Genomic DNA, 23,177 nt, shown 5'->3' with positions numbered 1-23,177 from the left:
CAAGCCTAAGTAACTGCGTTTTCCATAGTAATAGAGTTTCCACTACTTGAAAGCCTATTATTTGGGTCAATTAAAATATATTACTTAGGATAAAATCTGACCTAATAAAACTAGATAGGAATTATATCACCTTGATATATATAGATAATCCAGTAGAGCAAATCCCAAATAGGTTTTATAATCTAACTGCTTTTCATTAAGCATTATATCGGGGTTTCTCTGTATTTCTAGTTAATTACCATAATAAAACTGAAAGGTAACATCATGATTATGAACGCACAAGGTTCATAATTGTTTTCAATTAAATGCTCGAAATATTAGAGCTATTATATCGTTTTTATATGGCGATAATTTAAGTCCATAAAAACGAGGTACTTTGAACTATATAGATTGTTCCCGTACCCGGAATTGCCATCAAGTAAAGTGGGCTCTTCGCTATTTACTGTTGGAGAAAGCAACTTTTTTAAGTTTGGTAGTATCACTTAGTTCTTGTTTGCCATAGGTATTTCTTAACTTACACTAATTAGTGAAAACCCAACGTGGACAAGGGAATGTGTTCAATCGCTCGCTCAGTATTAACCACCTGTAACATAGGGGTCCAAGGAGCCACATTAATAGTTTTTGGAATGTTAGGTTAAATACTAAATAGCGAGGAAGCGTAAAGTGCTTATCATGACTATTAGTAACGTTCAATGGTTACTAGATACAGATACTATTAATAGATATTGCTGTAAAATCGCTGGTATAATCGCATTTTTTATAGTTACCATTAATCGTTACCGAATCAATTTCATCAAAAATCCTTGCTAGAATTCAAAAAATACCCCTTATATGTGTCATTTAAATCTTAATAATCTATCATTTTTTGTCATGGTACTCTATTTAGGTAACTTTTTATGGTAACCATTATAAGTGATTGAAACTATTATTGGTTACCAATACCAGTTACTCTCAAGAATTGGCTTTCTGATTTATTTTACTGTAGCTCTCATTGTTACAATGAATCAAACTGAATTACCGATAATTGAATTCCCTTTATATAAAAAAAGCAAGATCAATCAAACCAGATTGATCTTGCTTTTTATCTACACACCAAATATTTTATTAAATAACTTTTCATTTTCTTCTGCTGCTAAAATTATGCGAACACTTTCCTCCGGCATTGCTATTGGAAAAGTTATTTTTTCGATTCTGCTCTGAATTCTTCCAGCCGGATACTTAACCGACAATTCCTCTACATTCAAATTTGAGGTTAAAATGGTGACTTTTTTATTATTCATGCGCTCTTCCAACACTTGAGTAAAAATGCTTTCTGACCAATCTGATGCTTTTTCTACACCAAAATCATCGATAATTAAAACTTCCACATTTCCGTAATAATTTAAAATATCTAATTCACGAATGCCATTCTTATTGTCAAAAGTATTTTTTAGCTCATTAAGCATATTTGCTGAAGAAATATATAACACATTTATATCAAATCGTCTGATAATGTCATTCGCAATACTCACTGCCAAACGGCTTTTTCCACTACCAGTTGTTTTACTGTAAAGATACAATCCCTTTCCGTGATCCTTGAATTCATGAAAATTCTCCGTAAATTCAGTTGCGACTCGTTTAGCAAACTCGGCTTTCATCCGGTTTTCCTCTACTCGATAGATATCTGTTCGAAACTCCTTTACAGTACAATCTTGAAGGTCAATTGGAATCTTTGCGAATTTAAACTTAGTTAATAATTCCTTATCTTGTCGGCATTCACAAATAGCCATTTTAACTTCACCTAGATCTTTAAATACAATATAACCTGAACCGTCACACTGTTTATAAGGACATTTGTCTGAAACCTCATCTAAGACTTCAAATGATTCCGTTCGCTTTTGCTCGATTGAACCATACTTCTCCTGAAGATTGCTTAGTATTTGCGAAAATTGATCGTTTAGTTTTTCCATTAGATTTTTCCTCCTGAATATTATCTTGCTTGTGATTTAATTTCTTTTTAAAATTATGATGCTTATCGAAAATGTAGTTTGCCACATATGCAAATGACCGAATACGGTCCCTTTCGTGTTGTGGTACAAACTCATTGAAACAATTGTCAATTAACTGGGTTACTGTTTGTAAATTAAGATCCAGTTGTGCAACTTGTGTAATTGATAATCTATCCGAATCCGTTAAAACGTACTTGGCACTTTTCATTAAAAAATATCGAGCAATTTGATCAGCAAATGGATCTTGAAAATATCTACCAGTTGCTGACTTAGCATCTTCATCATCAAGTTCTTGATAAATAATCTCTGTAGTATTCTCTGGTATTGCTCGCGCACCTTGATTATCCGAAGAATCAGTCATACTTATCGAAGCTTCATTTTGCACATTCGATGATTCACTTAATAACTGTCTTGATGAATCGGTAGATTTAACTTTATCATTATAGAAAATATCAAAGTGTTCTAGTCTGTAACCTAATTCATTAAGTTCCTCAACTATTTTCACTAGATTGACCCTGTACTGCAGGGTTTTATCATATTTATATCTTGGGTTTGGATTTCTCCTTTCAAAGATATATTTCTTATTAACAAGCTCTTTTAAGTTTCTCCTAACTGTACTTGGACTGCCTAACATGATTTCCTGAGACAGTTCTTCAGAAGATTTATAAATCCAGCCATATCTTAAATCAGAAACTTTATTTGTAGAAATACGTGCTAACTCTTCAGCAATCAAGCCGTCTGAATCCTTTACTCGTTTTGACCAATATAGTAATTGATTTAAAGTTATTGCCATGGCACAGTTTCCTGTTAATTCTACTAGTTCCTCTTTAATTACTGCTCTTTTTAAAATGGAATTTGCCATACTTTCCCCCTTCTAATTAGAAATAAAAAGACCCCCTCCTTATTCAGATAATGAATGTTTAAAACACACATTATTAGAACCAAGTTGGGGATCTCCCTTTTTAAATTGAATTTAATTAATTTGAATTAAAACAAATTTAATTTTATTTGTTTATACTTAATTTTATTATTTTCGCTCCTTTCAATTTAAACTATAAAAATTATAGCCGCATTTTTTAAGATTTTAAGATATTTTTAGAACTTAATAAAAAAAATTTTAATTTCTCGCTGCCAATACCAACAGTTTGAAATTCCTAAGATTAATCCCCAAATTAAGTATTCCCCCTTCAACTACTACCAACTATTGGAAAAGCGAAGTTTTTTTAAATCGAATAACTATCTCTCTAACTAGATTCCAATGATTTGTTCCATTTTCACTTCTTCCACGATATTATGTTGATTTACCACATAAACATATACCGATCCATTTAATTCTTGGTAATCATTTAATTCCACTTGTTGTGAAAGCAACTCTAAAGACGGTGTTAATAAAATAAATCGTATATTACCCTCTGCTTCTTCACTCGTGAAATCGACTAAGCCAAATGCATTCTTAACACGGATGTTTAATCGTCCATTTTGATATTCATACTCTTTTACAACTTCTACGAAATCTTTTGGAATAACACGTGCTGCACTTACAATTGGTTGTACATGTAGTTGTGTAATTGGCTTAATGGATTGTAACTGAATACTTCTTTCTCTTTCAATATTTTCAAGTCGATCTTTACTACGTTCCTCCAAGTCTTCAATTTGAGTATAGGTTTGGTTAATTAATGCGCTATTTTTATTATTTACGTTATCACTTAAATAATTAGTTACTCTTTCCTGTAGAGTTTGCATTTGTTCATCAAATGAACGACGTAAATAAGTACTCTTTCGGTTTAAATAATCATCGCGTTTCATTTGAACAGATTGAAGTATCTTTTTCGCTTGAAGAATAGATTCTTTTTTAAATGATTTATCTTCTGTACCTACTGTATTGATTAATTCAAATTGCTTTTGGAATAGGAAATACGAATCTACTTGAATGAACTCCCCAGTTTCCCTTTTAGCTAATAACATTAATTCTTGTTCTAACTCTCTGCCTGTACCATCAACTACACTAATACGGCTAATTTCTAATGTTAAAGGTTCACTAACATATGTTTTTACTGTACAAATTGGTAAAGCCACTTGTTGCAACTCTTGACTCGCTAATTCCATCGCTAATTTTTTTAACGGATGGTCATTCTGTAATATAGATAACTGTTCTGTTTGTTTATCTGGTCTTAATGTAAACCGTAATGATTCATCAGTTCTTAAAGAATATTTTCGCTTCTTAATTAATTCACGAATATTTTTAGGGAAACGATCAATTCGAACTGTATTGCCATCATTTGAAATATTTACTTTAATACGTGTTTCCTCAAACTGTTTTACTACAAACTCACCATAGACTCGCGACGGCATACTGCTAATTGAAATTTCTTGATATGCACGTCTTGCACCCGGTAAATCAAAACTGGAATCATCTAAGCGTTCTTGTTTTGCTAATTCTAATAATCGTTCATGTTCTTCAGATAATGTTTTTTCCATTTGTGCAATCAGCTCGTCTAAATTTTCACGGCCGCTAATCGCTTCCTCCATTAAGTGAGATAAATCTATATTGTTTTCTTCTAGCACTTCTCCAATAAAATCATAGACCTGATCTTGCCCCAAATCTGTGCGCATTTGTTCCATCTTATCAAGAAGACGTATCAATACATCTCCTTCACGTGTATTCTTCGCAACAAGATTAAAGACGAATACTTCATTCTTTTGTCCAATACGATGAATACGTCCCATACGCTGTTCTAAACGATTCGGATTCCACGGAATATCATAGTTAATCATTTGATTACAGAATTGAAGGTTAATAGATTCTCCCCCTGCATCTGTAGCAATCATAATTTGTACATCATTTCGGAATCGCTCTACTTGTTCACGACGTTGATCCATTGAAAAATTCCCTACGATTTTTGTGACTTCAGGGACATACTGTAGGAGCTTTCTCTCAAGATAATATAAAGTATCTTTCGATTCCGTAAAAATAAGGATTTTTTCTCCTTTTGATAGCAATCCATCCTGACCGAATAACGTATTTTCAAGCTCTAAATATTTTCGTTCAATGTCTTGATTTACAAGCATCTCTGCTTTATGTACTAAGCCATCTAAAATCTCAATTTCTAACTTTAGTTCTTCTATATCAATTACATCAGTCTCACCTTCAACTAAAGACTCAACTTCTTCCTGCTCGTCCGTTGAAAGCTCGTCATATTCAAATGGTTCAATTGATTTAATGGCTGTTAGCTCAGACTCTAATAATTCTTCTAACTTCTCTTTACGTCGTTTAAGTGATAAATAAATAGCATCTAGAGACGAACTTAGGCGACGTTGTAAAATCATCATTGCAAACGCTACATTTGGTTTATTATTTTGTTTTGCTCGATTAAAATGCTCCCGCGCATAGGCAGTTACTTCTTCATAAAGCTCTCGTTCACCGTAACTTAAATCAAATGAAATGGTCGCTGTCGTTCTTTTTGGGAATAACGGAGTACCATCAAAATTTTTCATTGTCTCCTTTAAACGACGAATAACAAAAGGATTACTCTTTTCATATATAGAATCACCTGTATTTAATCGTGAAAAAATATCATGGTCTACCAAGCTCATTAAATGTCGGAAATTTTCTTTATCTCCTTTATGGGGTGTAGCCGTTAGTAATAAGCAATGCTCTGTATGACGAAGTAAACTCTCCCCAAGCTGATAGATTTTCGTACGATTCACTTTACGTTTTTTGACACCATGCGTGTATGCTGCCATTTTATGCGCTTCATCGACAATTACTAAATCAAACTGTGCTTTTAAAATATATGCTTTAATTTCTTCACGTGAAGCCCAATAAATTGATGCAATTACTTTGTCATGTGATTCAAATGGATTCACTTCACTTGAGCTATTTAATAAACTTCGATTTATTATCGTAAATTCTTCTCCAAATTTATCTTTTAGCTCTTCTTGCCATTGCTTCAATACTAAAGGGGGAACTAAAATTAAAATACGCTCTGCAGCTTGTCTCGCAATTAGCTCACGAATTAACATACCAGACATAATTGTCTTCCCTGCACCGGGATCATCCGATAATAAATATCGTACTTGAGGTGACTGTAACATGCGGCTATAAACTGCTTCTATTTGGTGTGGTAGTGGGATAATCTTTTTGTTTCCTCGCGCACGAGACTTCGAAAACTTATCCTCTGTCTTTAATATGTAATATTGTAAATAGTGTTGAAGTCTTTCAGAATTAAAGGAACTTTCCTCTTCTTTAATGTTCTCTAATTGACCTAGCTGCACCCTATCTAAATACTGCTCATAGTATTTATTTGTTTTACGCCCAATCGATTCAACTAAAAATAAATCATCATCAATCTCTTCAAAATGCTTTATTTCAACAATTTCCGGCCAAAAAGATCCTTTAATAATTTCTCCTATCTTTAACAAAATAACATCCCTCTCAATACTTACGTTCTCTTAGTTTAAATTATATAGTAAACTCCCAGATACTGTTAGAAGAAATATAAGACAAAAAAACTAGAGAACGGAATAATCAGTTCTCTAGCTTCTCTTTAGTAAAGCGCATTATACATATGAATCGTAAATTCTGTCTCGCGATAAGGTGTGACTTTGTCATCTTCCACGGTTACCATTCTCAGCTCACAAGTTTGCCCTGTTGGATAATAGTTTTCTACAAGATTAAATGTTAGTTGCTCCGTACGTTCATGGTTTTCTCCCACCATATCAAATGTCCATTCAATTTCATTTGAAATTCGCTCATCATTCAGGTAAAATGCAACCCGAATTGTACGTGCCTTATATTCCAGTGAAATACTTTGTTCTTGATATATTGGTACTTGGATACGGTAACCTGTGATTACACGTTTTGGCATGGCTACACTGATTTCAACAGGAAGAGATTGTGAAGTACGACGATAATCAATTAGTGGTACTATTACTTCTTGAGGTGTTGCACCGCCGTGTACAAACTGTAATCCTCCACCACCAATAAATCGGTTTACGCCTTTAGCAATCACTTTTTCAACACCTTCTAATGTTGAAAAATCATCTGGCACATTAATAGCTCCATCATCTATTAGTAGATTATGACCAACAGCAAAGCGACGATTCGAATCAATAATTTCACCTTTAACACTCACTACTTTAATATCATTTTCAATTCTTGGATACTGATAAAGGAATCCGTGATCTGCTGTTATAAAAATTCGTTTTGCTTGCAATTTAGATAATCGATCAACAGCAATTGATAATTCTTTTATTGCTCGTTCCGCAGCTATATAAGTAGCACGTTCGGATTTTGCAGAATCACCTGCTGCATCGATTACATCATGATATAAGTAAACGAGACGCTTTCCTTTTAAATTTTCATCTGCTGTCGCTCTTGACCAATCTAATAAATCTGTTAAACGATAGGCAATTGCTTCTGAATGAGCTGCTTGTAGAATTTTAATACGGTTTGCTAATCCATTTGTAGGTTGGTCATCTGCTAATACTGTTCCATTTTCAGTAATCGATAATACTTTATGGGGTAATAAAGATGCCATACCTAATTGTGTATACGTTGGCATATTCGCAACTAACGGACTGATAGAGGCAGCTCCATTTGAACGTAAATTTAACCGGGATACTAATTCTGCTCCTACTTCATATCGTACTGCATCCGAAATAATCACAAATACGCGTGTTGATTCTTTTTCAAGAATAGGTTGCACCACTTCTTTATAAAATTTAGCCTGTTTTGGTAACTTTCCTACTTCTGCAGTTTCTAAAAGATAATTGGTCTCTTGTGCAATTTTCAACAAGTATTTATTTTCATACCAGTTTGTTAATTGCTCAGCTAAAGTTTCTAGCATTTCATTATTCTCTAATTGCATATAACCGGTCATGAAACGTCTATAAGCTTGATCAATTAAATAAAGTTCGCTTGTATATTGAACATATAAAGGCTCACGCGTATCATATTGCTTCAAGAACATTTTATACTTCGTCAAATCAACTGCATCTAGCAATACACTTAATAAACGTTGAGTTCGTTCATTTCGTTTCGCCCAATGCATTTTCAAACGTTTATTCAAAATTTCTTTCCAAGCATCAAAATCGGATGTTTGATGAAGAAGTTCCACTGTTAACCTATTTATCAATAAATGATCAATTATTGGGAAAGTTGAAATGTCAGCAAATTGCTCGATTGGACGTTCGTGTAACACATCAATAATCGAAAACCTTTGTTCAATTTCTCTCATATACGTTTCTAAGACTTCTACTTCACTTTCTTTTGTATGTAGCCAGTCATCAATAAATAAAGCACATACATTTCCGCGTGTTGTTTCATATTTCTTTTGTAATGCCTGTTCTTCAAACTGTGCATGACGTTTGAAATGCGCATACAGTACATGTTCCATTAAATACTGCAATGTCAAATCACTTGAATGCAAACCAAAGTATTCCGAAATAAGCTCCCACATACGATTCGTGCTAAACCGTTTTGATATGGCTTTATATACTTCATTTGTTTCTTCTTGTAATCCACGCAACAATAAATGGCGAGTAATTTCTTCCATATTTGCAATGGGTGCGCCTGTTAGTACCGCTAACATAGCATACTCTATATCACGTTCACTAGCATTAGGGGGTACGACTTTCTTTAATTTATTTTTACGCTCTGCACTTTTAAAAAAGTCTCCATATTCCTTAATCATTGGTCTTAAAATAGCATCACTTACTTGCAACTGCTCTGCAAGTAAAGCATTCGTATCAGCTTTAAACTCTGTACCGTAAAGCTCCATATCCAGTAAAAAGTTGTCTTCTATCGCTGGCTTTGCAAAATCAGCATATAATAAAAAAGAATCCTTTTTCTTTTCCAACTCGATTTCTAATTTAAGCGAAAAGAAATTATTACGTGTTAATTGGCGGATATGAATCGGTTGCTCTGCTAATGTTTCTTCTAAATCGGAAACAGTATATTCTCCTTGCTCGTCATACCAAAAAATAACCGTGCGTGGCTTATTTTTTTTATATAGCTCGTCCTCTATTCGTTCTTTTAACAGTTCAATGACATTCATTGTGTCACCTCATTATAAATATTTACTAATAATTTTCATTATACCTTAATATGAAACAAGCCTCCTTACCAAAGTAAGAAGGCCATAATTTATTTAATCTTCGCTAATACACCTTTACCACCACGATAGAACTTCTCATAGTTCACTTTCACACCATCATCTAGATCAATTTCAATCTCTTCGTTAGCTATCTCAGCTAGACGTTTATCAAACTCTCGCAATTCATCCATTTTCTTTTCAAAAGAAGTTTTTTCTGCTGTTAGCTTTTTCTTCTCACTTGCTGATAAATTTGGATTCACTAATCGGTTTTCTAAATCTATTATTTCATTTTGATATTTTGCTTGGATCTCCTGCAAATGTTCAAAACGTATTGTTGCCATTGTATCTGGCTGGTAGCGATGCATATAAATAAGTGTACGTAATCCTTTTTGCTTACCAGAATCCACTAGCCAATAAATCGGGCGTTTTTGATACATTTTACAATGATCTGCAAAAAACTCATCTAAGAAATAACGACGTAAACGAGCCTCTGCATCCTCACCTTTTTTCATTTCAAGTGTTTCTGCTAACCATTGCATATTTTCATCTACAGTGTATGGAGTGCAACATATAGATAAAAACTCTCGCAATCGTGTAATAATATCGTTTTCAAAATATGGTTTATCAGTAAATTGTATAATTCCATTACTTTGAACCGTCTGTTGTCTTTCTAAAGAATATCTACCCAAAACGCAACCAATAAAATATGAAATAAAATCTTTGGCTGTATCTTTAATATACAACTGGATAAGCTTCTCCTCATCTAATGTTTCAATATTTTTTAGATTTTTGTATTTATAATGAGGATTCATGAGTAAAGTAACATCTTTATTTTCTACGTAATCCGAAACTTCACCTTCCAATTTATATAACTTGCTAAAAATTTTATTTAACTTTTCCTCGTTCGATTTCATTTTTTCAATTTGAGATACAGACATTTCCATCCAAACTTTATAAGCCTGAGCTAACGTATCTTTTTTTGTGCTAATTAAAGGATTTATTTTAAAATCCCATGAAGTTTCTATACTATCCCAGTCAAATCGAGCGATAGCAATATTCTCTTTCACTAATTCCTTAATAGTTTGGATATCAATTAAATCCATTACTTCTAGATAAGGAATTTTACCTATTATCCCATTACTAATATTTAACGTTGGATTCAATATTTTTAAAATTTCATGAGCAGTACTTGAAGTTAATAAACCTAATAAAAAATACGTTTCTTGTTCACTAAATAAAGAAGATCCCCCAGCATCAAAAATAAATCCAGCTTCGGTAAATCGAGCGCCTAAAGAATTTGTAGTAATTAACGACCAAGTAATCCCTTCTTTAAAGTAGTAATTCGGATTACGAATAACAGAACCTTTAAAACTTTTTAATTCTCTCCCATTATTTTCCCAATTTATAACGTATTCATTGTTTCCGTACCATTTCCTAAATCCTCCACCTTTGTTGAAGGGATACCATTTAAAACTTTTTTCTGTTGGGAATTGTAGTGCAATCTTTGTTTGATCGACTTCATACCAGAATCTTAAAAACTGCTTATTATCTCCTGTTGATAATCCTTGTTTTGGTTCAGCGACTTCCACTAATAGTTTATTATTAATAAAGAGATTTTTCATATTTTCAGAAGCCCAGTAAGAAATAGGGGAACCAATTATCTTATTAAATTCCTCTTGCCTTACAATAAACTTATTACTAGTCATATTATTAATTGAATTTAAAGCTGAAATTTTTTTGTTCTCCGATCCCTTTTCCTCAACTAGACGAATATAAATACCTGAATTACCAGTAAAATAATTTCTGTTTACAAAACACGTAGATTGAACCACTTCACCGCTAATTTCCTCAAAAGTCCCACTTCCTAAATGAAGCATCGAATCTATAAAGTGCGAATCAATAATGCCTTTCCTTAAATCTTCATAACTAGATAGGAACATCCAAGATTGTTGATTTATCATCGAATACATTCCAAATGGTTTGATATAGTGTATAGTCTCCATAAAAGTTGCAAATAGATCACTTTTAGAATTAGGATAATATGCTTTTAAAAATTCACTTAGATCCGTATTCATATTTGTATTTCCCATATAAGGAGGATTCATCACAACAACATCATATTCATTCCGCATAATTTCCGTTTGCTGAACTAATGCTGGCAATACAACCTTTGCAACCTCATGTTGTTCTGTCAATAATAAATCCTCTACTGGGTTGTTTTGAATATGTTCTAATCTTCCATTAATAAATTCAATGTCCCTTTCTGAAATATTGATTAATGAACCATATGTTTTCGCATTGTGATATTGGTTAAAGAAAGCTTTTACTTGGTCATATCTCTCTCCCTTTTCTTCCTGAGCAATATACGCAATCACGCTGTCTGAAATATGATTCGTTTCTTGGATTGACGCTAAATTCAACTGAATTCCTTCTCGTTCAACACTTCGTAAAAAACGACGAGAATAAGACGTTGCTTTCATCACGACTGCAAATGCTGCTAATTGATATGCTCGGTCATCAATATCTAATCCATATAAATTGTTTTCTATGATTAATCGTGGAATATCACGTTCTGGATACCCACACTTTTCATAAATCTGATGGAATACTTCAAACGCATAAACTAAAATATGTCCACTCCCCATTGCGGGGTCAAGTAACTTAATATCCTCTACTCTTAACTCTTTATTCACATATGGAGCAATTTTTTCATGGAAATCCTGTTCTTCATGCTTAATGAAGTATTCCCAATTACTGATTAAATCTTCATCCTCTTGATGTGCTTCGGTCCAGTATCGTCCTAGTGAGTTCTGTACCATATATTGCACTATCCACTTCGGTGTAAAGAGTTGTGTTGCAAAAGGAATTTCTTCTTTTTTATATTTGCTTTTTTGCGCAAATACTCGGTCCTTTTCTTCTGCAATGTAATATTGATACAACCAACCAATCACTTCTATTTCTTCAAAACTATTCGTTAATTCACCATTTTGAACAAGTACCTTAATGACTGATTCTGCATCTAGTAAAAAATCTGGCAGTAAAAGCTCTGTATAATCCTGAATTTGTTCAAATAAGAATGGCAAAATACTGTTTAAAGCATTACATTGTGCAATAAATAGCTTGCGAAATGCGCCTTCTGTATCCCCTGCATGTAATAATTCACGAATTTCTTCTTGTTTTACAGGTAAATCCATCGTTTCATATTCAAATAAAATATCAGGATCTACTCGTCCTACACTACTTGACAATACATTTACCTTTTCAGGTAAGTAATCATGTACTTCCATATAACGAATGGCAATAATACGGTTAAACCATATGTAGGCAACCTCTTCAACTAACTGCTTATATCCTTTTTGTTTAAGCTGATTTTTTAATGAGTTGAATGCTGGTTTCATATAAAGGGGGTAAGGCTTATCATTAATCATTAATTGCCCAAATTGTTCTTGAATTTCTAAATTATTCTTTTCATCAATACCGTACATAAGTGCCTTTGTTTTTACTTGATCGATTAATTGACGACGTGATTGAATGGCAAAGTTTTTCAATTCCGTTTTGTTCACTTATTCCACCTCATTATAACAAAGGAAGGGAGATCCCCTTCCACTGCCTATAATTCAATTTTTAATGTATTTTCTTTTAGTTCTTTTAATAACTGTGTTCTTAATTCAGCTAATACATTATCTAAATCAGATTGTGTTTCAATGTTTGTATATGAAATCATGTTTTTTAATTCGACTGAAGAAATAACTTTTGTTCCTTTTTCACGTACAACCGTAACAGATGTGTCTGGAGTTGGTGGTTTTAATTGTAGCAATTCTTTTTCTTTACGTTTTGCTTCTTCTTGAATCGTTTCTGTTACTGTACGTAGTTTTGTTAGATTCATTTGAATCGTGATTAGGCTATTACTATTTAAAATTTCTTGTTGCAACATTTTAAAGTTCTGCATTCTATCATTTATTAATTCTGTAATGATTTCATTATTTGAATAATAATCTTTTAAATCATCTATCTTTTTCTCTAATTGTGTAATTTGACTTGAAAGACCTTGTTTTTGTTCTGTTACTTCTTCTTGAATTGCTTGATCGAGCTTTTCAATTAAACTTGGTAATTGCGGAATTTCACTATATGGTGATGCTTTGGTTAAAATGTCGGTAATATTTTTCTTTAGCAGGTTTACCTTTTGTGATTGAGTATAACGTAAATCATTTTGAACTTGATTTAAAAACAATACTGCTTCATCAAAACGTTCAATTGGTGCTTTTAAATAGAAACCAACTAATTGTTCAATCGCTTCTTGCCAATCGTATAAATCATCCTCGGCATCAATAAATGCCTTTACAAGTTGTTCTGGTTCCCGAATTTGTGTTAATCGGAGAATATCAATTTTTAAAGAACTAATTTTTGCTCCTTCAGGATAAGCGAACTCAGAAGATATAGTTTTCTTTCGACGGTCATCAATTTCTCCTAATGGTTGGATAAAATAATTCTTAACTGCAGTTTGAATTGCATTCGCAAACTCTTGATAAGAATCACCTATATCCATTCGTCCAAACAAATCTTTATATAAACCAATGAATTCACGACGCACTTTTGGGTCCACTTCAATTTCAGGAATAACACGTATTTTATCTCGCTCTGTTGTTCGAGCAAGTTTATCATAAAATTGAGGTGAAGTCGTTGGTGTAAAGTGTTCATCTGCAATCATTAACTTTACTTTACCGGACTGCATTAAAGCTAGGACAATACCAATTGTATCGTAGTCACTCCAGCCATAAGGGACCTGAATATATTTATCAATAAAATCCTTTAACGATGGTTTCTGATGCATACGTATAAGTTCATCTAAATGGCGTAATACTTCGTTATAAGCTTTTACATTACCTGTTTCACCTAGTAAATCATTTGATATACCTTTCTCAGTTAGGTGTCTCCATTGTTCTTTGAATGTTTTCATTTGAATTGGTTCATCAATGTATTCTAAATACTTGTATGTGTTTTGGATTAACATATCAAAAGCGTCTGATACTTGCTTTTCAAAATTCCCTCGGAATATACGCTCCTGCATTTGAATGTAGATTGTTGCCTCTTCACAAGCTTTTCCTAATAGTTCTTCTGCCTTTACCTCGTAGTCACCAATACTGTCCATTTTCGCATCATAAATACGATGTTGCGCCTGTGTTGTACTTGGATTGCGTTTTAAATTTACATAGCGACGAATTTGTTCAGAAATACGTATAGCTTCTTCTGCTTCAGCAATTAGTTCCTCATTTAAATAAATAACCATTTGCCCTTCTATTGCTTGCAATGCAGCTTCTGTAGGAGTTAACCCACCCGTAATGACTTGCATTGTTAATGGATACTTCATATTTGTTTTTGCATAATTATCAAAACGTTTATTGTAATCAAATAGCTTTCCTTTTTGATAGTTATATTTAGCGTTTGGATACATTTTCTCAAAAAATGTATCGCCTAATCTTTCTTTAATTTTGATAGCATTAACATCAACGTTACGAATTTCTTTATTTATTTCCTGCTCTTCATCTGATAAAAATGAGTACGTTCCATCCGCGTGCTTTTCAATAAACATCGTTTGCTCCAGACGGTTTAATGATTCTTTAATCACAAGTTCATTTTTTTCAGACTGAATACTTTCTAATAAAAGTGTTGAAATATTGTTTGGTGTTGCTTTAATGTGGTCTAGTCCTTTAATCAAATACAATACTTTTAACACATCAACATCATATTCAACAAGACCTTCCAAATTTTTTGCACGGTTTTCAGCTCTCGAAATAGTCTGTACGATAGCTGATTCTAAATGTTGACGAATAGTTGGATAAAACTCCGCCATTGTTATTAAATTTCCTAACTCTTCTTGGCCATTATAAACCGCTGCTTCTTGGAAAGCTTTTAATAGTGAACGTTCCCCTCTTGAAGCGTAAGAACTTCCTTCACCATGTATACCAATTTTCTCTAAAACGGCTTGCAATAAATCGACTTGATAAGGTACAAATGGATATGTTTCAACAAACTCATTTGTTGAACGATAGCCTGAGCGATATTGTGTTCGATCTTTATCAAAAGAAAGGCGATTACGAATTAATTGCTCATTCGGTTCAAAAATGGACTCTAATGTTTTCGAAGCCGTTTCTGTCTTTTCTAATAAACGACGTTTTAAAACTTCGTCTGTATCTGAACTCGATAAATTAATCCTTGTTTCAAATCTTCCTTGAATTTTCGAAAAGTCTTTTGTATTGGCTGCATTCATATTAGAGACGTCTTTAATCTTTTCCTGAGAAGTAACAGCAATCCATGCTTGTCCCATCGCAGCAGCACCAATTTCTTCTACTGCGTTTTGTAAATCCAGCATTAAGTTATTATCTGTACCTATATATTGGCCAACTTCATCAATTAAAAAGATTAATCGATAATCAGGTCCTTTTGACTTACAATATTGTGCAACAAGCTCTCCTAACTGAACAGCTGAAATCGAAAATTCCTTTTGTGCTGATTTTACTAGGAAATCCGCTGTTTCTTGTTCATAGCCAATTTCACAAAGTGCAGCAATAATTTTTGCATATCTCAAGCGGAATTTAGTACGGAAGTCTTGCCATTTTTCGTTATACAATTCTTCAATTTTCGAACAGAAAGCATCGTATTTTTGGTCACTTGCTAATTGTCGTTCAAAATCTGCTACCCACAGAGTATTTGAATAGCCTAAATGTTCATTAAAAATACGTAAGATAATTTCGATAATACTTTCTTTCGTTCCACGTGCTGCACTGGCTCCTGCTTCAGAACCAACATTAAATAACAATGCATCTGAGGGTTTTGATTCTATCCGAGACATTGCATCTAAAAGTGCGGTATCAGAAACTTTATCTTTGAAGTATTCAAATGGTGTTTTATTTCCCACTTTCTTACCATCCAATAAATACGATAAAATTTTGAGGAAATGTGATTTACCGGAACCAAAGAAACCAGAAATCCACACACCAACATTTTTGGTTGGAGTTGAATACGCCTTCTCATAATTTTTATAAAACCCTTTTAAGCTATCTAAAATTTCTGCTGTTACAACGTATTCTTCTAATTCTGTTTGTATTGTATTTTCATCAATTTGACCTGCTTGTACAACACCATTAATTGGTCGGTCAATTTTCTTCTCAAAAATCTCTTGAATAATCATTATTCATACTCCTTATGAAATCCTTGTAATTTGGTATTCATCTTCATGTCGGAATTTATTAAATAGACGTAAATCTACTCCTGAAAAATAACCCGGATAAAATAATATAAGCGGTGTTCTATATGCATGATTCGATAGTTTTTTAAGTAAATGACTGGAGCGAATAAATGGATGTACTGTTCCTACACCTGTTATAAAAATCAATTCCTCGTTATCCGCTTTTTCAATGAATGCGTTCACCAACAAATCTTGATCTTCTAAAACAGTTTGAATAGCTTGAGAAAGCTCCACATAGCCTTCTTCTTCAGCAATAGTGATTAGTTCTTCTAGATCTTCTTCGAATAAACTGATAAGAAATTCAAAAAGATTGATTTCTTTAATATTTAATGAAGTTCTTTTTAATAATCCCTCAACATATGTACGTACTGCTAATTCATCTTCAGCCGGATAATCAAAAACAAAATGTGGAATTTCACTGCCAATCCCTTTTGGTGTCGTAAACCCTTCTTCATTTATACGTTCTTCCAATTGTTCTAATCGTTTATATATGGTCACTCTTAACCACCTGCCTTTAATGTTATTAATGCTTTTAACAAAGTGTCCTGTTCTTCAGCATATTGTTTAAGAGCTTGACTCACATGTAAAGGAGAGACTTTATACTCATCTTCTACTAATTCAATCATACCACTTTCTCTGTAAAATAATAGAAGTGTACTGTTGATTTTCTTTTTTGTAGCTATATGCCAATTTGCGATTTTCTCTGATTGTTGTTCCTTTTCTTCCATGTAAAAACTCATATCTGAAACCTGTAAAGTTCCATTCTTATGTTGATATCTATAAATAATCAATTCATAGAAATTTTCGTAGGCATATCTATAACATTTAAGGAAGCTATATAATAACAGTACTTTTTGGTCAGAATTAGTGCCATTGAAATAGTATTCAGATAATGTTGGATATAATGTCTTTGCTCTGCGATAAACCATTTGAAACCTTTTACTAATCGCCGATTCACTTCTTAACATGAAAACATTATCCTCAATTACTTTACTTCTTATTTCTTCACGGCTAAAACCTTTGTGAAGTTGGTCTAAAATATATTCAATTTCCTGTTGGAACCATCCCTCGCTCGTAAAACCAGCTGAATATTCCATTAAAAATCCCTCGTTTCAAAATCACTAGGTAAATTATATCTACAATTTCTATTTTATATAAATTAACTTATTATTCAAATTATCTAAAGGAGCTTCTGTATATATGTTCATTAAAGAAAAAAAGGTCTTCAGCTTCCTTTTAATATGTAAATGGATAAGGTGAACCACAATCGGTAACTAATAAAGGAAATAAAAAGATGACTATTGTACGAAACCAACAATAGTCATCTTTTTCATTTCTCAATTACTTTATTGTTACCATTTTACAATAATACGCACAATACCATAACTATTAAAACAACACACATGGCAAAATATTTTGATGATTGCCTTATAGAAATTTACCCATGAAAATTATTAACCATTTATTTTACACCTAAACTTAACTTTGGGGAAATTGAATTTTATAACTGAAGTCTTATTTCTATAAATTCAAAACATAATCTAAACTTAAAATATACACGAAAGGAGGATTCCTTCAAAGTTGTATAAACCGTTAATAACAAGTAGAAATATTAAATATATGAGGTGATTAAAGAATGGCATATGTACAAAAACAGGGAAACAATTGGCAATATACTATTCGTTATATAAATGATGGAAAAACAAAAATGATTAAAAAAGGAGGTTTTCATTCGAAAGAAGATGCCTTAGTTGAAGCAACTAAACGTGAAGCAGAAATTAAAAAACAATATGGTGAAAATTTAATAATAAATGGATCTAGAAAACCAAATATCGGGTTACCAAAAAGAGTATTGAATGAAGTGGAATATAATAAATTATACGAAGAATTATTTAGAAATCTTGAAAATGAGTTAGGATATTATGTTTTACTACTAAACCTTACTACAGGAATACGCTATTCAGAGGCGGTTGCACTTGCCTTTGAAGACTTCAATTTTACTAACAATACTATTAATGTAAATAAATCATGGGAACGTAATGGCAATATATCCCCTATAAGAAGTTTGTCTGGTAATCGTATTATTACATTGGATAAAATTACAATGAGTAGATTTAAACAACTATTCACAACACTAAAAACAAATACTGAAGATTTAGTATTCTGCAATCATAAAAGTAAATATAAAGTGATAAGTAAGCAAGTAACCGAAATATTATTAAAGAAAGTCTTGTTGAACCTAAATATTGAACCAGTTAGTGCAAACGATCTTAGATACACTCACGCAAGTATTTTACTTTCTAAGGGGCTGCCATTACAATATATTACTGAACGTCTAGGTCACAATAATATTGATATAACAAATAAAATATTGGATCATTATTCTAGATAGATAGATAGAAAGATTCAGTAAAAAACTTAATATATTTACCTTTCATGTCTATTATTAGTTCAAGATTGATAAACGATACGATGGATATTTTTGATGTTAGTATGACTTATAAGTTAAATTAGGAAGTGCTTTTTGCACTCCCTTTTTTTATTCATAGATTACTATTTATCTTTATCAAGATTATATCCTTTTACACCCTTGCCCATGCTATTTTAATTTTTTATGTCTGCTCATTTTTTATAATATCTATAATGACAGTAGCTTCTAAACTCATCCTTACCATTCAGCAATAATTTCTTCTATGACTTTCTTTGCCTCTTCCCAATAGTAGAATCTTTTTCGAGATTTACTTTTTTCAATTAGCCTAAATCGTGGATCTTTCAGGAATTCATCTTCCATGAAACGTCGCGACATAGAGCATTTTTTACTCAATGCTTCTACATCTACAATAAATAAACTCTCGCTAACTTGTTCATCAATTTTTTGTTGAATATATTCCTTGATCGACTCTGTATCCAATTCTATATTTACCTTTGCTTGTGATAACACACTTTCACCCTCTTTCTATCTTAGTACCCACATTACAACCAGCTATGAAACTGGCTGTGAAGCATAGTAGCACCCAATTCAACTAATTCGAATAGCCTTTCAAAAAAATAAAAATAAATTATTTTTCTTTTGGGGTTAGAAAGAAAAATTTCATCATGTATTATGTTTAAGCTTATTAAATCAATCGATATATTTCTTTTATTTGCATTTGCCCATGCTGATAGAAAGGAATAGAAGGATGAAATTACACAAATCAAAAAAGGACCCAGAACTTTATTATTATTTTAATGCAAAAGGTGAAAAAAAATGGATGTACCGCCATAAATATTATGACCAATATGGAAAACGAAAAGAGAAAAAGAAACGATTCGATACGGAGAAAGAGGCTTACCAAGCTCTGTTAAAATTAAAAGTTGATACCATAAGAGGGGCTACCAAGACGGTTGAATTTTCAAATTATACAGTTGCTCAATGGTTTGATACTTGGTATGAAACCTACAGTCAAAATTGGAAAATTACTACACGTATGCAGAGAGAATCTGCTATCCGTTTGCATATAAAGCCGCTACTTGGTAGTTATAAACTATCTGAGTTAAAAAGAACAACTTATCAAAAAGAATTCATTAATAAACTTCTAAAAAATAAAAAAACAAGTACTGTAGGATCTCTGCATAACATTTTTAAAATAGGAATTAATTCAGCGGTTGAAGATGAAATTATCTCAAGAAACCGTTTTACCAAATTAAAGATTCAAAACGAAGAGAAGGAAAAAAATAAAAAAGAGGGAACCACTACTAAAAATCCTAATTTAAAGGATAATTTTTTAGAAGTTCATGAATTGAATATATTGTTGGCTAAAGCAAAAAACATCATAAATATTACAAATTATACTTTACTTCTAGTTTTAGCTTATACTGGATTGAGAAAAGGCGAAGGATTAGGACTATGTTGGAATAATATAGATATGGAGAATCGAACACTTACCATTGATAAAACAAGAGATAATAAAGGGGTACGTGAACCAAAAACAGAAAATAGCTATCGTACAATTGAACTAGATGAATCAATTATTGAACAGTTAAAAAAATATAAAACTTGGTGTAAAAAAACACTATTATCTTTCGGCTGTCATTTGAAAGAGAACGATTATATTTTTATCTCCTATCAAACAGGAAAACCATTATCAGAGAACACCTTTAATAGTACTTTAAACCGTGTGATAAAAAAGATAGGTATAAAAAGAATCACGCCACATGGGTTACGACATACTCATGCAACAGTTCTTCTAAACGATAAGGAAAATAGATCCACGGTTGAGGATGTGGCTGATAGACTAGGAAACACCCCACAGGAAATTCATAAAACTTATCATCATATTTTACAAAAGCGTAAAAAGGAGACAGCTACTATATTTACTGAGTTAGTACGTTCTGCCGTATATTAGTCACTACTCAACGGGGCTGTCCAGAAAGTCATATATTAGAACTTCTGGATACCCCTAATGTTTTAAACCATGATTTTTGAACGAAAAAAGCACCTCATTGGTATTTATACTATTTTCCTTCTCTTTTTTAGATTGCACCATTATTCTTTAAATTTTTCATTAATTGTGGATTGTCATTTTCCACGTTATAAAAGTAAACTTCATCCATGTAATTTTCAATTTCCCATTTTTTTATACTCCACTCATTTGTGGTGATTAAAATTATTTTCCTAGATCTAATTTTATCTAATTCATTTATAAATTTGCTCAATCTTTTGGGATTATCTAAAACCAGTTGAACAGGATAAAATAAAGTGAAAGTATTCTCATTACCTTTAGGATTAGATTGTGTGTGAGTCACATAACTGTTTATGTTAACTGTCATTTTTCCCAGCTTATATGTCGTTGTTGATTTAACTGCATTAGGTAACAATTCTCTTTTAAAAGCACGATTAATATGATCTGATATGTCACTCATAGCACTTGTTCTTATTATTCCTAGTTTAAACTCCTTATTTAAACAGGAGAGTACTACCTTTAATTTTGCTTCGTTATCGTAACCTCTTACAAGTAGCGTTCTTTTGTTTTCATCGTGTAAAAATTCCATTACTGACGTAATAGCCTTCTGTTCATCAATCATAAAATTACTCCCCCTTTTGTAAACATTTTACACCAAAGAGAGCCATTTCTTCTATCAACATTCTCGATATGTATTTATCAAAATCTTCCTTGTCAACATTTTATCCTTGAAACCATATAAATTATTCTAATTTGTAGAAAAGACCGTATTAAAGCACATACGATGAGTTATTATGAGGTAAAAAGGTTTTGATATCTATTGCTTTCTACAATTTATTCATAGTTCCAACTATCAATAGTCTTAGCACCTGTTAATATAATTTCCGAATAGTCTTTTGTAGAAAAAATCTCATCATTTAATTTGTAAATCACATTATCATTGATACCAATTGTTTCGCTTAAAAAATTATCTTTAAGCACTTTGTTCAAATCATGAAGGCCTTTTATCTCACCATTAGATTGCCCTATAATAAACAACAGGTAAAACATAAACACTGCTTTTTTATCAGTGCCTTTCGGATTCAAATTGATTTCTTCATCAAAACTATTAAAGCGCTCTTTCACAAACCTCTTTAATCCCCGCAGTGTTAAGGCAGATGACTGTAATGTATCTTCCATATTTTTAATTATGAGGTTTATTATTTTTTCACTAGGCTTATTTAAAAATTGTAAATCGCCTTGAAATAAAGGATAATTTGTTCCATAAAATAACTGATAATGTAATAATACATCTGTCATATCTTTTGGTATCTTAGCTTTAATACCATTTCCCAATTCAACTTCAGTAAATTTATTATGAAAATCATCTGTAAAATTTTCAAATGTATCAAACTTAAATTGAACTCTTTTTGCATCAAGTGTAAGCTCTTGAAGAATAACATTATTCCTACATTCATCGATTACAGAATTACAGATTTTAATATTATAAATCGCTATACCAAATAGACTAACTAATATATTAACCGAATTATCTTTCGCAACATATGAAAGAAGTGTATGGCTTCCAAAATTTGTAGTCGCTTTTAATGTACTATACAATTCTTCATTGTCTACAATTGTTACTATGTTTTCTCCAATCCCATTGGTTATGAATTGAATTATTGGCTCAAACGCTTTAACTTTACCACTTATGTCATTTTGCAGACAATACCATTCAAAGGAAATTTTAGCCATCATTCTATACATAGATTCACTAAAAAATACAGATAAGTCTATATTAACTTTTTTCTCAATCTCTGTTTGGTTAACATCAATTTGAGTTATATTTTTATCATTTGCATCTTTAATTTTTTTGATTTCTTCAATTGGTCCAAATAAAAATCTTCCGTCTTCGCTACGCATCTTTTTATTGCGGAACAATTCAGTCTCTGATGAAATCTTTGTACTATACTCTGTTCCATTAATATTTATTTTTGTTGAATAGGATGCATACTTTTTGCTCTTACTCGATTTGATATCTAGTTCATTTGTGATTAATGCCAACTTTCTGATAACCTCATCCTCAAATAAATCACTGAATTTATTATTATGTTCTATCCTGCAAACATTAGGGTTGATGATTTTCGCATTAGTTAATGCATCTGGTATTATATCCGATTTTGATAAATCTTTAGCGATACCGCAATATATACATTGGTTTTCCATAAAAATTCTCCCTTGAATATTTTTGCACTAAACCTTCCTAGATCCTTTAAGTATATTTAGAAACCAAATTACATTTTAACATAATTAACCATTATCAAAGAAAGCAGTTACTCAACCATTTGGCACAATGTTGAAACAAATTAATGACAGAACTCTATGAAACCAAAACACCTTAGCAAGACTTTTTCACCTCCATATA

Annotated in this window: 13 protein-coding genes; 2 read left to right on the top strand and 11 right to left on the bottom strand. The window is 32.0% G+C overall.

Going from position 1 to position 23,177, the window contains the following annotated elements:
- Positions 1–1,085: 1,085 nt before the first annotated feature.
- From AC4GZ8_RS15625 to AC4GZ8_RS15590, 8 genes are all read right to left on the bottom strand, one after another.
- A complete protein-coding gene (locus tag AC4GZ8_RS15625) occupies positions 1,086–1,949 on the bottom strand; it encodes an ATP-binding protein (protein ID WP_491082825.1) in 864 nt (287 codons plus the stop codon).
- Positions 1,858–2,850, bottom strand: coding sequence for a hypothetical protein (locus tag AC4GZ8_RS15620; RefSeq protein WP_251648483.1), 993 nt, complete (start codon positions 2,848–2,850; stop codon positions 1,858–1,860). Before AC4GZ8_RS15620 ends, AC4GZ8_RS15625 begins: the two co-directional genes overlap by 92 nt.
- Positions 2,851–3,236: 386 nt before the next feature.
- On the bottom strand, positions 3,237–6,410 hold the full coding sequence (locus AC4GZ8_RS15615) for a DEAD/DEAH box helicase (RefSeq protein WP_491082824.1): 3,174 nt from the start codon (positions 6,408–6,410) through the stop codon (positions 3,237–3,239).
- 125 nt (positions 6,411–6,535) lie between these two features.
- Positions 6,536–9,046 carry a BREX-1 system phosphatase PglZ type A gene (gene pglZ, locus AC4GZ8_RS15610; RefSeq protein WP_491082823.1) on the bottom strand — a complete coding sequence of 837 codons (2,511 nt, stop codon included), beginning with the start codon at positions 9,044–9,046 and terminating at the stop codon, positions 6,536–6,538.
- 89 nt (positions 9,047–9,135) lie between these two features.
- A complete protein-coding gene (gene pglX, locus AC4GZ8_RS15605; RefSeq protein ID WP_491082822.1) occupies positions 9,136–12,648 on the bottom strand; it encodes a BREX-1 system adenine-specific DNA-methyltransferase PglX in 3,513 nt (1,170 codons plus the stop codon).
- A gap of 47 nt (positions 12,649–12,695) precedes the next feature.
- Positions 12,696–16,274: a BREX system P-loop protein BrxC gene (gene brxC, locus AC4GZ8_RS15600; protein WP_491082821.1), complete on the bottom strand. Its 3,579-nt coding sequence runs from the start codon at positions 16,272–16,274 to the stop codon at positions 12,696–12,698.
- Between the two features lie 12 nt (positions 16,275–16,286).
- Entirely contained in the window at positions 16,287–16,829 is a 543-nt protein-coding gene (locus tag AC4GZ8_RS15595; protein WP_491082820.1) for a DUF1788 domain-containing protein, read from the bottom strand.
- A 2-nt stretch (positions 16,830–16,831) separates the two neighbouring features.
- Positions 16,832–17,428: a BrxA family protein gene (locus AC4GZ8_RS15590; RefSeq protein WP_491082819.1), complete on the bottom strand. Its 597-nt coding sequence runs from the start codon at positions 17,426–17,428 to the stop codon at positions 16,832–16,834.
- Positions 17,429–17,967: 539 nt separating this feature from the next.
- On the opposite strand from AC4GZ8_RS15590, the gene AC4GZ8_RS15585 reads away from it, so the two are divergent.
- The gene (locus tag AC4GZ8_RS15585) at positions 17,968–18,723 is read left to right on the top strand and encodes a site-specific integrase (RefSeq protein WP_491082818.1); all 756 of its coding nucleotides are present in this window, start codon (positions 17,968–17,970) and stop codon (positions 18,721–18,723) included.
- 276 nt (positions 18,724–18,999) lie between these two features.
- Here AC4GZ8_RS15585 and AC4GZ8_RS15580 read toward each other — a convergent pair whose 3' ends face one another.
- Positions 19,000–19,272, bottom strand: coding sequence for a hypothetical protein (locus AC4GZ8_RS15580; protein WP_491082817.1), 273 nt, complete (start codon positions 19,270–19,272; stop codon positions 19,000–19,002).
- 238 nt (positions 19,273–19,510) lie between these two features.
- Between AC4GZ8_RS15580 and AC4GZ8_RS15575 the strand changes: the two genes are divergently transcribed.
- A complete protein-coding gene (locus AC4GZ8_RS15575) occupies positions 19,511–20,716 on the top strand; it encodes a tyrosine-type recombinase/integrase (RefSeq protein ID WP_491082816.1) in 1,206 nt (401 codons plus the stop codon).
- A gap of 127 nt (positions 20,717–20,843) precedes the next feature.
- On the opposite strand, the gene AC4GZ8_RS15570 is transcribed toward AC4GZ8_RS15575, so the two are convergent.
- Entirely contained in the window at positions 20,844–21,395 is a 552-nt protein-coding gene (locus tag AC4GZ8_RS15570; RefSeq protein WP_491082815.1) for a hypothetical protein, read from the bottom strand.
- Between the two features lie 212 nt (positions 21,396–21,607).
- On the bottom strand, positions 21,608–22,978 hold the full coding sequence (locus AC4GZ8_RS15565) for a hypothetical protein (RefSeq protein WP_491082814.1): 1,371 nt from the start codon (positions 22,976–22,978) through the stop codon (positions 21,608–21,610).
- Positions 22,979–23,177: the final 199 nt, after the last annotated feature.

The sequence above is a fragment of the Metabacillus sp. RB-C-LZQ-3-1 genome, assembly GCF_058315175.1.
The sequence above is the reverse complement of the archived record's forward strand: the minus strand, read 5'-3'. Positions and strand labels throughout refer to the sequence as shown.

Coding starts and splice junctions, on each gene's coding strand:
- AC4GZ8_RS15585 (WP_491082818.1), top strand. CDS start 17,968: ATGGCATATGTACAAAAACAGGGAAACAATTGGCAATATACTATTCGT.
- brxC (WP_491082821.1), bottom strand. CDS start 16,274: ATGATTATTCAAGAGATTTTTGAGAAGAAAATTGACCGACCAATTAAT.
- AC4GZ8_RS15570 (WP_491082815.1), bottom strand. CDS start 21,395: ATGATTGATGAACAGAAGGCTATTACGTCAGTAATGGAATTTTTACAC.
- pglZ (WP_491082823.1), bottom strand. CDS start 9,046: ATGAATGTCATTGAACTGTTAAAAGAACGAATAGAGGACGAGCTATAT.
- AC4GZ8_RS15590 (WP_491082819.1), bottom strand. CDS start 17,428: ATGGAATATTCAGCTGGTTTTACGAGCGAGGGATGGTTCCAACAGGAA.
- AC4GZ8_RS15565 (WP_491082814.1), bottom strand. CDS start 22,978: ATGGAAAACCAATGTATATATTGCGGTATCGCTAAAGATTTATCAAAA.
- AC4GZ8_RS15620 (WP_251648483.1), bottom strand. CDS start 2,850: ATGGCAAATTCCATTTTAAAAAGAGCAGTAATTAAAGAGGAACTAGTA.
- AC4GZ8_RS15625 (WP_491082825.1), bottom strand. CDS start 1,949: ATGGAAAAACTAAACGATCAATTTTCGCAAATACTAAGCAATCTTCAG.
- AC4GZ8_RS15575 (WP_491082816.1), top strand. CDS start 19,511: ATGAAATTACACAAATCAAAAAAGGACCCAGAACTTTATTATTATTTT.